The organism is Mesorhizobium waitakense (assembly GCF_056431085.1).
In genome coordinates, this window is sequence record NZ_JBWKME010000053.1 from 1 (window position 1) to 14220 (window position 14220).

The 14220-nt window shown below is 60.5% G+C and carries 15 protein-coding genes; 7 read left to right on the plus strand and 8 right to left on the minus strand.

Annotation, left to right across the window (positions count from 1 at the left end; genetic code table 11):
• From AC07FD_RS13035 to AC07FD_RS13055, 5 genes are all read right to left on the minus strand, one after another.
• On the minus strand, positions 1-225 hold a 225-nt coding region (locus tag AC07FD_RS13035; protein ID WP_478350204.1), incomplete at its 3' end, for a hypothetical protein.
• Positions 222-428: a hypothetical protein gene (locus AC07FD_RS13040; RefSeq protein WP_478350205.1), complete on the minus strand. Its 207-nt coding sequence runs from the start codon at positions 426-428 to the stop codon at positions 222-224. The genes AC07FD_RS13035 and AC07FD_RS13040, both read right to left, overlap by 4 nt.
• Before the next feature lie 3 nt (positions 429-431).
• Positions 432-638 carry a DNA-binding protein gene (locus AC07FD_RS13045; protein WP_478350206.1) on the minus strand — a complete coding sequence of 69 codons (207 nt, stop codon included), beginning with the start codon at positions 636-638 and terminating at the stop codon, positions 432-434.
• 114 nt (positions 639-752) lie between these two features.
• The gene (locus tag AC07FD_RS13050; RefSeq protein ID WP_478350207.1) at positions 753-1679 is read right to left on the minus strand and encodes a hypothetical protein; all 927 of its coding nucleotides are present in this window, start codon (positions 1677-1679) and stop codon (positions 753-755) included.
• On the minus strand, positions 1672-2811 hold the full coding sequence (locus AC07FD_RS13055; RefSeq protein WP_478350208.1) for a hypothetical protein: 1140 nt from the start codon (positions 2809-2811) through the stop codon (positions 1672-1674). Before AC07FD_RS13055 ends, AC07FD_RS13050 begins: the two co-directional genes overlap by 8 nt.
• A gap of 423 nt (positions 2812-3234) precedes the next feature.
• Here AC07FD_RS13055 and AC07FD_RS13060 point away from each other — a divergent pair, with 423 nt between their 5' ends.
• The 7 genes from AC07FD_RS13060 (at position 3235) to AC07FD_RS13090 (ending at position 11332) form a co-directional block, all read left to right on the plus strand.
• Complete coding sequence (locus AC07FD_RS13060; RefSeq protein ID WP_478350209.1) at positions 3235-3672, plus strand: DUF2924 domain-containing protein; 438 nt, start codon at positions 3235-3237, stop codon at positions 3670-3672.
• Between the two features lie 171 nt (positions 3673-3843).
• The gene (locus AC07FD_RS13065) at positions 3844-5004 is read left to right on the plus strand and encodes a recombinase family protein (RefSeq protein WP_478350210.1); all 1161 of its coding nucleotides are present in this window, start codon (positions 3844-3846) and stop codon (positions 5002-5004) included.
• A complete protein-coding gene (locus tag AC07FD_RS13070; protein WP_478350211.1) occupies positions 5004-5420 on the plus strand; it encodes a hypothetical protein in 417 nt (138 codons plus the stop codon). Before AC07FD_RS13065 ends, AC07FD_RS13070 begins: the two co-directional genes overlap by 1 nt.
• Before the next feature lie 592 nt (positions 5421-6012).
• Complete coding sequence (locus AC07FD_RS13075) at positions 6013-7794, plus strand: type I secretion system permease/ATPase (protein ID WP_478350212.1); 1782 nt, start codon at positions 6013-6015, stop codon at positions 7792-7794.
• Complete coding sequence (locus tag AC07FD_RS13080; protein ID WP_478350213.1) at positions 7794-9107, plus strand: HlyD family type I secretion periplasmic adaptor subunit; 1314 nt, start codon at positions 7794-7796, stop codon at positions 9105-9107. The genes AC07FD_RS13075 and AC07FD_RS13080 overlap by 1 nt, the downstream gene beginning before the upstream one ends.
• A 78-nt stretch (positions 9108-9185) precedes the next feature.
• Positions 9186-9404, plus strand: coding sequence for a hypothetical protein (locus AC07FD_RS13085; RefSeq protein ID WP_478350214.1), 219 nt, complete (start codon positions 9186-9188; stop codon positions 9402-9404).
• A 437-nt stretch (positions 9405-9841) separates the two neighbouring features.
• Positions 9842-11332, plus strand: a complete 1491-nt coding sequence (locus tag AC07FD_RS13090) for a calcium-binding protein (protein ID WP_478350215.1) — start codon at positions 9842-9844, stop codon at positions 11330-11332.
• Positions 11333-11378: 46 nt separating this feature from the next.
• Here AC07FD_RS13090 and AC07FD_RS13095 read toward each other — a convergent pair whose 3' ends face one another.
• The 3 genes from AC07FD_RS13095 to AC07FD_RS13105 form a co-directional block, all read right to left on the minus strand.
• A complete protein-coding gene (locus AC07FD_RS13095) occupies positions 11379-12431 on the minus strand; it encodes an AraC family transcriptional regulator (protein ID WP_478350216.1) in 1053 nt (350 codons plus the stop codon).
• A 67-nt stretch (positions 12432-12498) separates the two neighbouring features.
• Positions 12499-12645: a hypothetical protein gene (locus AC07FD_RS13100; RefSeq protein ID WP_478350217.1), complete on the minus strand. Its 147-nt coding sequence runs from the start codon at positions 12643-12645 to the stop codon at positions 12499-12501.
• Positions 12646-12767: 122 nt separating this feature from the next.
• On the minus strand, positions 12768-13664 hold the full coding sequence (locus tag AC07FD_RS13105) for an SAM-dependent methyltransferase (RefSeq protein WP_478350218.1): 897 nt from the start codon (positions 13662-13664) through the stop codon (positions 12768-12770).
• Positions 13665-14220: the final 556 nt, after the last annotated feature.

Sequence of the window (14220 nt, forward strand, 5' to 3'; positions counted from 1 at the left end):
CCCGTCACGAGCTCTGGCCCCGGTCGCCACCATGATCATGCTCGGTCGCACGATCGTCGGTATCAGCACGCCTGCGCTCACGAGCCAGTCAAGATCTTGTTCGGCGAGATGTTCGGGCAAGATGATTTGCCGGGAGGCCATCAGGCAGCCCTCCTGGTCCAGGTCGTCATCTCCCTGTTGATGGCGCGTTACTCTTGTTGCGGGACTGGCTTGGTGAAGCGTCATTTCGCCCTCCCAGCAGGGAAGGCCAGTTCGGCAATCACGACGGCCAACGGCACCGACAGCATGTAGCGGGCGACGAGCCGGCGAACTTGCAGGTCGATATAAGTTGGCCTATTGGTTTCACAGTCATCTTTGCTCACCGGCATCGTGACATCCGCCCGGTTAGCGCCTGCAAGCGCTGCCGGGTCTTCTTTTTTGATCTCCATCTCTCACTCCCACGAACCGAGGATCGAGGAGTGGGTTTCAGCGCGGCGGCGGCGCTCGAAAGATTCGACGTCGTCCAGTGCGTAAGTGACTTTTCCGGAAATCTTGAAAAAGCTTGGTCCGAGCTTAAGCCAGCGCCAGCGCTCAAGTGTCCTTGCGCTGATGCGCCAGCGTGCGGCAAGTTCCTGTTGATTGAGATAGACGGGAGTCATTGCGAACCTCTTCGGTCGTCTGCTTCGGATAACGCAGAGGATCGAAGGGATTTGCCAGACGCGATACCGGCGGTCTGCCAGAGAAGATGCCAGATTTTTGCAGCGACCCGATTATCAGATGACAAACCGCCAGACGCCATCACCACCGTCATATTTGAAGACGGAGTTTAATGCTGGCCAATGCCGCCTACCAAACGCTTGGTCGAAGGAGCGCGCCTGCGAGGTTGCCTTCCGGAGCACCTGCTCTCGGTCAACAACGCCGGCCTTGTAGTGGGCCTCAACCATCAGTTCCAAGAGACGTCGATGGCGGTCCGTCTTGACCTTCACAATTAGCTTTCCGTGAACCTGTAAGATGCCGGTCTGCGTAGAAAAGTGAATGAGGGCGTTGACTGCGGGAGCCCGGTATCCGTGAAAGGTGGCCGTCAAAGTTTCAAAATCAATTTTGTTTGGTTGGTAGTGCGATACAACCTCGGCAATCGCGACAATTCTTGCTGGCAACAGATGGCCATTTGTGATGCGGTTGCTCGGTGTGCTGGTCAGGAGCAAGCGGAGCGTTTCTGAGGCATGTCGATCCAACACCTCGCGCACTCGCTGTGATCCCTCCGGCTTCCACAGATTGCGAACGAACCAAACTTCGGTACCACGATGGCCAGCGGGTATGGTTGAGCCAACAATCCAGGCTTGATCCGGGACGACCTCTTTTGGCCCCTTGGGGAGGGGTCTGAGAAATCCTTCCAGCAAGATCCCAAACATGGAGCAAAAGTCCGGCCTGAACCGCTCGAGGTCGCTTTGCTTGACAGCGATCCACCCCCTGTGCCGATCGTGATAGCCGAGACCCTGATGGTGGGTGTCGTAGTCCACCTCAACGGTTTCGCCGTTTTCGTCCTGAACGACCGATTGATAGTCGGCGTGGACCAGCATCCCGGAGTCGATCAGATGTTTTCCGGCCGCCGTATGATTTGCGACAGTCGACCGCGTGTAGACAAGCCTGGGCGCCTCTAGCAGTTCGAGCAGCACTCCGAGCCAGTCTTCATTAGCCATCGCGCAGCGCAACAACCAGGCCCCAGCGTGGCAGGTATTTGTTGGCAAGCACACGCTCGATGGGCAAATGTTCTCTGAGATTTGACTTGTTCGGATGGCCTATGACGATCGGCAAAGATCGAACGCGATTGCTGTCGGCGCTTCGGTAGCGCACAACGATTTTCGCTTGAATAATTTCGTAGGCTGACTGAAGCGCGTACTGACCAAGCCGCTCCTCGGCGACTGCCCAGATGTCGCGGAGATTTGTCGGACGGCTTTCGACTGTGACCTGCTCCAGCAATGTGTCAACGGGGCTGAGCCGCAAGCTCGCGACGCGAACGCCCTCAATTTGATCGACCGGCTCAGTTTCGAACACCAACTTCTGCCGAAGTGGGGTCAGGTCATATGCCCGGGCAGGCACCGGTTCGAAGTCGGGCGGGCAGCCCAAGAGCTTCGTGGAAACAAGGCTCGCGATGTTCTGTCGATTGTCGGATTGCTTGGAAACGCATTCGATTTTTCCACTGGCTTCATCGCAGGTAACCGAAGCTTCGACGACGGTGCGTCTGATTTCGGTCCCGAGTTCGCCTTCCGACGAAAATGCCAATTCCGAGTTGGGTGGCGAGTCTCGATAGATCGTTATCTGAGTGAGATGCGCATCTTTGGTTCCCCCGATGTCCGCGCAAAACTCAGGGCGGCTGCGCTGAAACATCTCGACATGCACATGGTTGCACTCGAACAGAAGGCGGAGGGCGTCCTTGAAACTGTTGAGGGCCACTTCGTCGGTTGCGACATGACAGTGCTTCTTGCCCACGAAAGCGGTCCATTCACGACCACCGCGCTTTACGTCGCTCAGGCGCGACTCTTCGGCGCGACGAAAGCCGTCCTCGTCATTCAAATAGACCCACAGCGCCCGAGCATGGCGGGATTGCATCTCGGATAGATGATCGTGAACCGTCACTGATCGAATGGCGATTTCGCCAGCTTCAGTGCTCAAAAGTTCGATCCGCGCCAGGTCCTGATCAAAGTTGCCCAGCGCCCCATAAGGCAGTCGGGCGAGCTCACGTCTGATCGCGTCGGCGATTTCGCGATGCTTGCCCTGCAATTCTTGCTTCAGAAGTCGAATCCCGCGTTGTTCAAGGAAGTCGGTGAGCAAATTTTCGGGCAAGTGTGAGACGAATGAATGTAGAGTTGGCATTGGTCTCCCCCGAGGCCCTTTCGAATGGGCTTCTTTTTTGGCGAGGATCGGTCCCCGCCCAGTACGCACGATCACAATTCTTTTCGCGGCATTCCACAGCAATTCGCTGGGTGCTGGAGTGGTTCATTTTGAAGGTTAAATCTTGCTCACCAAGATCAACCGGATTCGAACGATGTGCCGCAGCCCCAACCCTCTCCAGCCATGTCGGATGAATACTTCAGAACGTATCTCCGAGGTGGCCACACTGGCCGCCGCCGGCCTCATGCGACTTCGCGCTCGACAGTCAAGGAGACTATCTGCGGAGTTAGAGAATAGTTGCGTGGACTTCACCGCCGACCAGAGCGGTGGTGCCGTCGAAACTTCACCGACGGAGAATTGCCAATGACCGACAACGTGCTGGCCCGCCTGGCCGAGCTGAAGACGATGGATATTGTCGCGCTCAAATCTACGTGGCGCGAGCTGTTTGCTACGGAGCCGCCCCCCTACAACAGGAAGTTCCTGGAGAGCCGGCTCGCATATCGGGTTCAGGAACTCGCCTTCGGTGGGCTGAAGCCGGAGACGGTGAAGCGGCTCGCAGCCTTGGCCGAAGAACTCGAACCTCGCGGCACACGCGGACGCCAGGGCAATATGCCCGTGTCTGGCACGCGGTTGCTGCGTGAATGGCAGGACGTGCAGCACATCGCCACGGTGTTGGCCGAGGGCTTCGAATACGATGGCCGCCCCTACAAGTCGCTCTCCGCAATCGCGCGGGCGATCACCGGAACGCGCTGGAACGGCTGGCTGTTCTTCGGACTGCGAAGCCAGAAGGGGAATGGGTGATGAAGATGGCGCCTTCACCCCCAAAGCCGGTGATCCGAAAGCTCCGCTGCGCGGTCTACACGCGCAAGTCCTCCGAGGAGGGGCTCGACATGGAGTTCAACTCCCTCGATGCGCAGAGGGAGTCCTGTGAGGCGTACGTGGCCAGCCAGCGGGCGGAAGGTTGGGTTACTCGTGCCCGACCGCTACGACGACGGTGGTATCTCAGGCGGGACGCTGGAGCGGCCAGCGCTGAGGCGACTGCTGCGCGATGTCGAGTCCGGATTGGTCGACGTGGTCGTCGTCTACAAGATCGATCGGCTCTCCCGCTCGCTGACCGACTTCTCCAAACTGGTCGAGGTCTTCGAGGCCAACGACGTCACCTTCGTGTCGATTACCCAGTCGTTCAACACCACAACCTCGATGGGCCGGCTGACACTCAACATCCTGCTGTCGTTCGCGCAGTTCGAGCGCGAGGTGATCGGCGAGCGTATTCGCGACAAGTTCGCCGCCTCGCGGCGCAAGGGCATGTGGATGGGCGGCAACGTCCCGCTCGGCTACCGGGTCGAAAACCGCAAGCTCATTATCCACGACGACGAAGCCGAAACAGTCCGCATGATCTTCGAGCGGTTTCTTTCCGTCGGCTCGGCGACGACGCTAGCACGAACCCTCAATGCCGAGGGCATCACCAGCCGCGGCGGAAGACCAATCGACAAGGGCTACCTCTACAAGCTGCTGAGCAACCGGGTCTATGTGGGTGAGGCCGTCCACAAGGGCGCAAGCTATCCCGGCGAGCACAAGGCCATCATCAGTCGGGATCTCTGGGATAAGGTTCGCTCGATCATCGCCGAGGATCCGCGTAAGCGCGCGGGACATTGCCGCCGGCAAACGCCGGCACGGCTGAGGGGTCTCATCTTCGCACCGAATGGCTATGCCATGACGCCAGCCCATACCAGGAAGAAAGGGCGTCTCTACCGCTACTACGTCACTACCAGCGTACAGAAGCTCGGCCCCGAAACCTGCCCGGTGAAACGGCTGCCCGCCGCCGAGATCGAGGCAGCTGTCATCGACCAGGTTCGAAAGCTGCTCTGCCAACCCGAGATGATTGTGAAGACCTGGGCAGCTGCACGGGCTGAGGACGGGGACATAACCGAGTCCGAGGTCCGCAACCGCCTTGTTGAGTTCGAGGGTCTTTGGGACGAACTGTTTCCAACGGAGCAGGCTCGCATCGTTCAGCTCCTGGTCGAACGCATCGACGTCGGTATCGGTGGCATCTCCATCCGCCTTCGGACTGAGGGCATGACGATTCTAGTCGCGGAGATGCGTGCGCGAACTCACCTTGGGCGAGCTGCCTGATGGCCGACACCGGGCTGAGCCAGGACGGCAAGATCCTCACCGTTCAAATTCCGATGACCATTCGCAAGCAAGGCGGCCGCAAACTCGTGGTCTCGCCGAGCTCAGTGGCATGGACGCCGAAACGGCCGCGCATCGACAACACGTTGCTCCGTGCTGTCGTCCAGGCCTTTGCCTGGAAGCATCAGCTGGAAACAGGTCAGTTCGTCACGATCTCCGAACTCGCCGCAGCCAAGAAACTCGATCGGTCTTTCATATCCCACATGCTTCGGCTGACGCTGTTGGCGCCCGATCTGGTCGAAGCCATTCTCGACGGAAGCCAAGCTCCAACGATGCAGCTACAGTCGCTGGTGCGTGGATTACCGGTCGAGTGGCAGAGGCAACGGTGCGCCGAGATTGCTCCGAGTGACGCCTCTTGAGGCGTCCGGTATGTGGACGTCAGCTTGCGCCTCATGTCGGCCCTACAGGCAAACTTTGCCTTCGCGTTGACGACGATGGAGGGCGGGCTTGCGCCATCACCGGCCATTGCTCAAACTCGGTGCACGGCGTCAGGCACGGTTACGCTGGCTTCGCCGTCGACCACGTGTCACTCTAGGAATGGGTCATCTGATCTGACAGAATCAAGGCGAGGGAGTACCCCTCGCGCTCTTGATGACAGGCGGCTCCGACCATAGTTGGGGCCGGCCTTTCTGTATGTATATCCGTGCGGCAACCCACGGACCAGTGCATTGCCACGATCCTGCTTCCCAGAATCGTGCGGTTGCGCGATCGTGGCTGCTTTCCGGTGCTTGCCCGAAGGATGCCTACTCGGGTTTCCCCCCGTCTTCCATATACGGGATCAATCAGCTGGCTCCGGGATGCAAGGTATTGGCGTCCAAGAGCAAGTCCTCGGCCTGGTTCACCCAAGGTCAGCACAAGCGGCGGCAGGGAAACCCTGCCGCCGATTGTGCGTCCAGGCCACTGATAATTCACGACTATCGCTAGTCTTAGGCAAAGGATCGAGGACAAACTATGGCTGAGCCGGTTTCGCAAACAGCGTCAGGCAATGAGCTGATATCTGCATTCCGGCAGTCTGCCGGGGCGCTGTTCGGCGTCGGCCTGTTCTCCGCCGTGGTCAACCTCCTTGGCCTGACCGGCTCGCTTTACATGCTGCAGGTCTACGACCGCGTCCTGCCGTCGCAGAGCGTGCCGACGCTGGTCGGCATCACCATAGTCATGGTCTGGCTCTACACCGTCTACGGTCTGCTCGACTTCGTGCGCCTGCGCCTGTTGGTCCGTATCGGCAACGCGCTCGATCGCCGGCTGCATGCGAAGGCCTTCGCCGCCTCACTGCTTTTGCCCGTGCGGGCGGGCCATGAGGGATCGCGCGTGCAGCCGATCCGCGACCTCGACCAGATCAGGAGCTTCGTCTCCGGCACCGGGCCGACCGCCTTCTTCGACATGCCCTGGATGCCGTTCTACCTCATCATCATCTACCTGCTGCACCCGTTGCTGGGCCTCCTGGCGACGGCGGGCGCCGTTGTCAGTGTGCTGTTGACGCTGGCGGCCGAGAGGCTTGGTCGTGCCTCCGCAAGGCGCGCCACGGAATCAATGATAACTCGCACCGCCTCTGCCGAGGCGGGTCGCCGTAACGCCGAGGTGATCCGGGCGATGGGCCTTGGCGGCCGGTTCGGCCGACTGTGGAGCGAGCAGAGCTTGCGCTTCCTTTCGGACCAGCGCCGTGTCTCCGACGTCGTCGGTGCGGCCGGCACCTTGTCACGGACGCTCAGGATGATGCTGCAGTCGCTGATGCTCGGGCTTGGCGCCTGGCTGGTAATGTCCGGCGAGGCATCGTCAGGCGTCATGATCGCCTCCTCGATCATGTTGGCCAGGGCGCTCGCCCCCGTCGATATCGCCATTGCCAATTGGCGCGGCTTCACGTCGGCGAGGCAGAGCTATGCGCAGCTGTCAAAGACGCTGATGGCCTTTGCCAACCGGGGCCAGCCGATGGCGCTGCCACGGCCGAAGCGCACTCTGTCAGTCGAGGCGCTGACGGTCGCCGGACCCGGCCAGCAGAGGCCGCTGATCCACAACATCACCTTCGCACTCAATGCGGGCGCGGGGCTGGGCGTGATCGGACCGAGCGCGTCCGGCAAGTCGACGCTGTCGCGTGCCCTGGTAGGCGCCTGGCCAGCACTACGCGGCGTAGTCCGTCTTGACCAGGCTGCACTCGAGCAGTGGGATGTCGAGGCTCTGGGCTGCGACATCGGCTACCTGCCGCAGGACATCGAGCTATTTGACGGCACTGTAGCCGAAAACATAGCCCGCTTCGCCCCGGACGCCAAGGCGCAGGACATCCTCGCAGCCGCGCAGGCGGCAGGTGTCGATGAGATGATCCTCAGGCTGTCGGACGGCTTCCAGACGCGGGTCGGCGACGGCGGCGCGGCACTTTCCGGCGGGCAGCGGCAGCTGGTCGGGCTGGCGCGAGCGCTCTACGGCGAGCCGTTCCTGGTGGTGCTCGACGAGCCCAATTCCAATCTCGACGCCGACGGCGACACAGCCCTGGCGACGGCCATCCACGGCGTCCGCAAAAGGGGCGGCATCGTCATCGTGGTCGCCCACCGCCCGTCGGCACTGGCCAATCTCGACCAGCTGCTGGTGATGGCGGGCGGGGCAGTACAGGCCTTCGGCCCGAAAGATGAAGTGCTGGCCAGCATCACCCGCTCGGCGGCCTATGCGCAACAGTCATTGGCTCAAGCGTCGCCGTCGCAGATCTCTACTGTCGTCCCTCTCCATGATCGAAAGGTATCCTAATGTCTTCCGCTTCAGAAAAACGCGTCGGCTCCGGCGACGGAATTCGGGCCAACATCCTGTTCGGCCTGGCCGTATCGATCCTGCTCCTCGGCGGCGTCGGCGCGTGGGCGACAACGACTTCACTGGCAGGGGCCGTCATCGCTTCGGGCAACGTGGTCGTCGAGACCAACTCGAAGAAGGTGCAACACCAGACCGGTGGCATCGTCGGAGAAATCCTGGTCAAGGAGGGCGATCGCGTGTCGGCCGGAGACGTGATCGTCCGACTGGACGAGACGATGACCCGCGCCAATTTGCAGATCATCGCCCAGCAATACGACCGCACGGTCGCGCGACAGGCGCGGCTGCAGGCGGAGCGGCTTGGGCTGCAAGAGATCAAGTTTCCCCAGAACCTCACGCAGCGCGCGACCGATCCCGATCTTGCGGCGGTAATCGCCGGCGAGAAGGCCCTGTTCGAAAGCCGCACCAATGCACTGTCTGGCCTGAAGTCGCAGCTCGAAGCCCGCTCGGGCCAGCTCAAAAAGCAGATCGAGGGCCTCACCGCCCAGCAGAAGGCGACCGGCGAGGCGGCTGCGCTGGTCGAGCGGGATTACAATAGCCTTCAGAGCCTCTACGACAAGAAACTGATCCCACTGCAGCGGGTGAGTGAACTGCAACTCGAACTGTCCCGACTGCACGGCGAATCCGGCCGGATTATCGCAGCGATCGCCGAGACGGAGGGCAAGATCAGCGAGACGAAACTGCAGGCCATCCAGGTCGACGAGGACATGCGCAAGGACGTCAACGAGGAACTTCGCGAGCTCGATGGTAAGGAGGTCGAACTGATCGAGCGCAAGGTGGTGGCCGAGGATCAACTTGCCCGCACCGAGATCCGCGCGCCGCAGTCGGGCTTCGTGCAGGAGCTTGCGGTCCACACCGTCGGCGGCGTCATCGCGCCTGGCGACACGCTAATGCTGATCGTTCCCGAGCAGGACAGGCTCGTCGTCGATGCCATGGTTGCGCCCGCCAACATCGACGATGTCAAGCAAGGGCAGCCGGTTTCGATCCGCTTCCCAGCCTTCGACAGAGCGACGACGCCCGAGTGCAAGGGCACTGTGCAGCGGGTTTCGGCCGACCTCATCAAGGATCCGCAGCGGCCGGTCTCCTATTTCGTCGCCAGGGCCACCCTCGACGACCGCGACGCCTGCCTCAAGGATGCCAGACACTTGCAGCCCGGGATGCCGGCCGAAGTTCACATCCAGACTGGCGAGCGCAACGTCTTGTCCTACTTCATGAAACCGCTGTCAGACCAGATGAACAGAGCGTTCAGGGAGTAGCCGACGCAGATAGGTTCGGTAACCCAACTACGAAGAACGACAGGCTACGACCCACAGTCCAGGTCGCCGGTGGTGAGCTTGAAGACGTCAACGGCACGGCCGATGGGCCTTCTGGTCATCTCTGGCACATTGAACGGAAGTGGTTCAGAGCCTGCCAATGTGTCACAGTCGGGTTTCTCTGCCGTTATCCCAACTGGGTTTGCCGATCATATCGTCTCGTTTGACGTCGCCGTCAGCGGTCAGGTCGGCGACGGTACGACCATCACCGCGAGCCTCGCATACGATTTCTGGATGTAATCTGTACTGCAACCTTAACAACGGGAGCGGCCTTCTGGCCGTTCCTAGTGGAATGGATAGTCGATGAGTCGCGCCGAATGCGTGGCTCTCAAGGAGGCTCGAACAAGAGTGTGCAAGAATTTATCGACGGCATACCTGAAACGGTGCCTGAAAGGCACTTTCGAGATTTACAAGCGACTTAAAACAACTTTTTGGCGTGTAATCGCAAATGGCCGCGCTTGCAGGCTCGTAGAGACTTGACTACGTACGGAAGGCTCCCTTTGGGGTTCCAATTGATCACCCGAAAATGGACGGACGATCCTCTGCGCGGATCAACTTGCGCCGAGTGGCGAGTGAGATTTGCACCAGAAGGATCCTGTCCGGCACGTCGCATCGGTGCTGAACTCGAACCAGCCTCAGCGCTACACACAACGCTCAACTAACAAGGAACGCCTTGGATGGCCTACGTCGACGCCTACTCGCCCATCAACATGCTAAACGCGCAGACATGGTATGGGTACCTCACCAGCGCTACCAGCACCAACATCACCATTACCGACAACTACACCACCGCTTACTATAGCGGCTACGGCTTCGCATATTCCGGGTCGAATTTGGTTGGCGGAACGCTGACAGGGTTCTCCCAGTATTATATGGGCTCGCTGCAAGGCTCGATTACCGGCTTGTCGGTGAGCGCTCCACTCGCCGCCTATTATGTTCAATCGAACGATCTTCCAGGGCTCTTCAAAATTGCTTTGGGCGGAAACGACTATTTGGATCTGTCAAACTACGACGACCTTGCAGTCTCCTATGGCGGAAACGATACCATCTATGCGCGAGGCGGTAATGATCACATCTGGGGCGGCGAGGGTGCAGACTTCATCGACGGCGGATCGGGCATCGACCTTGCGCGTTACGACTTTGCATCAAGCGGTGTCTACGTAAGGCTCGATACTGGTAGCGGTTACACCGGCGAGGCCGCGGGCGATGTCCTGCAGAACATCGAAGGTCTGATCGGTTCAGCGTACGCTGACGTGCTGGTTGGCGACGGAGGGGACAACGTGCTGGATGGCAAGGGTGGCGCCGACACCATGCAGGGCGGTCTCGGCAACGACACTTACTGGGTCGACAATGCCGGCGATCATGTCATCGAGGTCAATGGCCAGGGCACCGACAATGTGCAGAGCTATGTCTCGTTCAACCTGTCGGGACAGGAGCTGGAGAACCTGGCGCTGAGAGGCGCCGCCTCGACCAATGGCACCGGCAACTCCATCGCCAACGTCATCACCGGCAATTCTGGCGTCAACACGCTGAGCGGCCTGGGCGGCAACGATACGCTGGACGGCAAGGAAGGTGCCGACACCATGCAAGGCGGTATCGGCAACGACACCTACTATGTCGACAATGCCGGAGACCACGTCATCGAGGCCAACGGCCAGGGCACCGACAATGTGCAGGCCTACGTCTCCTTCAACCTGTCGGGTCAGGAGCTGGAGAACTTGGCACTGCGCAGCGCGGCTTCCATCAACGGCACCGGCAACTCCATTGCCAATGTCATCACCGGCAATTCGGGTGCGAATGTCATCAACGGCCTGCTCGGCAACGACACGCTGAGCGGCAGCACCGGGCATGACACCTTCGTTTTCACCACCGCGCTCAATGCCTCGACCAATGTCGACCGCATCACCGACTTCTCGGTGGTCGACGACACCATCCAGGTCGACAACGCCATCTTCGCAGCGCTTGGCGGCAACGGCACGCTGACGGCGGACCAGTTCGTCAAAAACACGACCGGGCTTGCCGGCGACGGCAACGATCACATCATCTATGAGACAGATACGGGCTGGCTCACCTATGACAGCAACGGCAGTGCGGCGGGCGGTTCCACACACTTCGCCACGCTTGCCGCCAACCTGGCGCTCACCCACGCGGACTTCTTTGTGATCTAGCAGTCGACGTAGCACCTGCGCGCGCCCTCAGCTTATGTCGCAGCCGTCAGGCGTGTGTTAGTTGAGAACCGCGCCGGAATTTCAAAGGGCTCATGCCGGTCCAGCGCCGGCATGCATGGCTAAAAGCGCTGGGCTGGTGGAAACCCAACAGCCACGCTATTTGTGAGATTTGCAGCCCGTTTTCCTCCAGGTAGCGAATGGCAAGGTCGCGCCGGAGCCCATCCAAAATCGTCCCGAAGCTGAGCCCTTCAGCTGCGAGGCGGCGAGCAAACGTCCTTTCGCTGAGCCCAAGGCACCCTGCCACCTTCTTCGCGCTCGCCTCGGCGTGGGGCAGGAGCGGCGCGATGGTGTTCTCGACCACGGTGCGGAACGGGCTCTCGTTGGTGGGCCGGGCCGCCAACGCCTGCTCGCAATTCTCGATCATCAGGCGGTTCAGGAACAGGTCATCGGTGATCAGCCTCCGGTCCAGCAGCGCCAAGTCGTATCTCAACTCGTCCGCGTCGGCGCCAAAGTTGACGTCGCAGCCCAGCAGGTTCCGTGCGCGGCGCAAATCGCCCGAGCGGTGATGAACGAAATTCGCTTCGAGCGGAGATATCTTGTGGCCAACGAGTTGCCGAATGAGCCGGACGAGCGTGAGCGCGAAGCACTCCATCTGATGCTGGTCGAGGTGCCGCGGCACGCCTGCATATGAAAGTGCGACCCTGCAGGTCGGCCCCCTGCTTATCCGCAAGGTCAGCGCTTCGTTTCCCAGTCGGGCGTACCGCTCGAGGCGGTGCAAGGCATCGCCGAGGCAATTCGACGACACAGCGACGTAGTAAAGCATCCCAAGCTCGCGCAGGTCGAAATTCTCGGCCATCGTCAGGCCTATGAACCCGTCCCCGACCCTCTGTGAAACCAACCCAAGGAACTGGATCTGACGCCTCGAGTCGACCCGACCGCCGCGATCGAGGGCGATGGCCGACAACCCGGCTCGGGCAAGCAAGGGACCAGGATCGATGCCGCGACGACTGAGCTCGGCTACAGCGAGGCGCGTGGCCAGACCTCCCGCAGTCGGCACCGCGGCCAGTCTTCGGACGACAGTCTCGTTCTGTTCGGCCATGGTCGTCCATCTTCGGACATGATATCCTTCGTATTATGAACCGTTGGCGGCTCAGCGCAAATCATTGTCACTCGGCCGGCGGCCCCACAATGCTGATAGTCCGCGCGCCGAGTTCAACGACGACGAAGGTGGCGCGCTCGGCATTGAAGGTGCGGCCAACAATGACATCCTCGATCAGGGACTCATCCGAGCGTGCCGCTGCGGAAGGCATCACCAAGGTTGCCGTTGTGGATCAGTAGTCGGTGCTCAGCGCTGGCACAAGCGCCCGCCAGGAGGCGCGCGGCGCTTCGGCGGTGTAGGAGAGCGGCCAACCGGAACGCGCGCTAGCGAGCCGGCCTAACTGAAACTGGTCGGTTTGCATCCGGCAACTAGGGTCAACTCCACTTCCGGGAAACTAAATGCTTCGACCTCGGTGAAGCCGGTGGCATTGAGCAGCGGTTCAACCTCGTCGCGTTGCCAGGGATGACCGCCCATTCTTACAACGCCGAGCGAAGCGAGAGCCTGCCGTAGCGGCTCGGATGAAGCCTCCAATAGTGCAAAGATCAATGTGCCACCTGGGGCGAGAGCCTGGAAGACGGGCGCCAGGGAGCGCAGAATGACCTCTTCCGGCATGAAAAGCGAGGGCAGCCACACCAGATTGTAGCGGGCCACTTCGCGCAAGTTTTCGAGATTCTCGTTGCGGACGGATACTCTCTCCGTCATGCCGCTGTCGGCAATGTTGCGGTGGGCAAGCGCCAGCGAAGGCTCCCAGATGTCGATACCGATGACGCGCAAGTTGGGCCAAACTCGGGCTGCTTCAATGGCGATCCAGCCAACGCCCGTCCCGATATCGAGAAAGGCACCTGGTTGCCTCAGCAACTCAGCCAGACGAGCACGTTTGGTGGCTATGGCCTGAATCCTGCTAATGATATGTTTCGACGCCCTGCCCTGAGAATCCAAGACGGCCGGATCGTCATGGTGCCATCCCAGAGGACGGGGGGGATTTTCGAGGAAGTCGAGCGATTGACGGATTGTGGTACCAATGTCGGCCAGAACGACCGCCTGCTGGGCATGGTCAAGGCCTTCGAGAAGATTAGGTTCAACTAGGTCCACAATCCGGTCGAGCTGCGATTGCAGTCGAGGATCCGCCGAAATCCCGTCGTGCGCGAGCCGCAGTCTGGCTGCCACTGCAGCCAGCGTCTCAACCGCACCAAGCAATTCGGAACACTTAGCCAGGAGCGATTCAAAACTCATTGGCCCATCCCTAACCCCGACCGAAATCCGGGCCCTCAGGATGCTTGGTCTGAACGAACCTGTAAAGTAGCCCAGGTCCGGAAACGGCCGGTCGCGGCTCATGATGAAGGGAGCATCCTTCCCGGTGACTTTGCGTCGAGTCGGGAAAGAACAATTCGAGCGCGGCGAAGCTGACGCGGGACGCGGCCAAACGTCCATTCAAAAGCGGGCTCTATGTGGCCCTACATCATATACGGTGGATAATACCACTCGAGAGATTTGGCTTCCTCTTCCCGCGTCATCGGGCGGAGCTCCCCTGAGTCCGCTCTCGCGATATAGCGTCGCCAAACGGGCGTGCCCGCCGCGTTGACGCTTTCGTGCCAGTCGGTAAATCCCATCAGTGGCAACAGCAGTTGTCGGATCGATCGAAGCCGAAGTGCTGCTGCCGTGCGCATGGGAAGGCCTCCCCCGCTGGGTATGGTGGGGAATTCCGACATATCTCTCAGCGCTCCGCCACCCGATTCTTGCCAAGCTTCCGTTTTCAGGGAGATGTGGGAGCGCGTTCTGGGGCATTCTG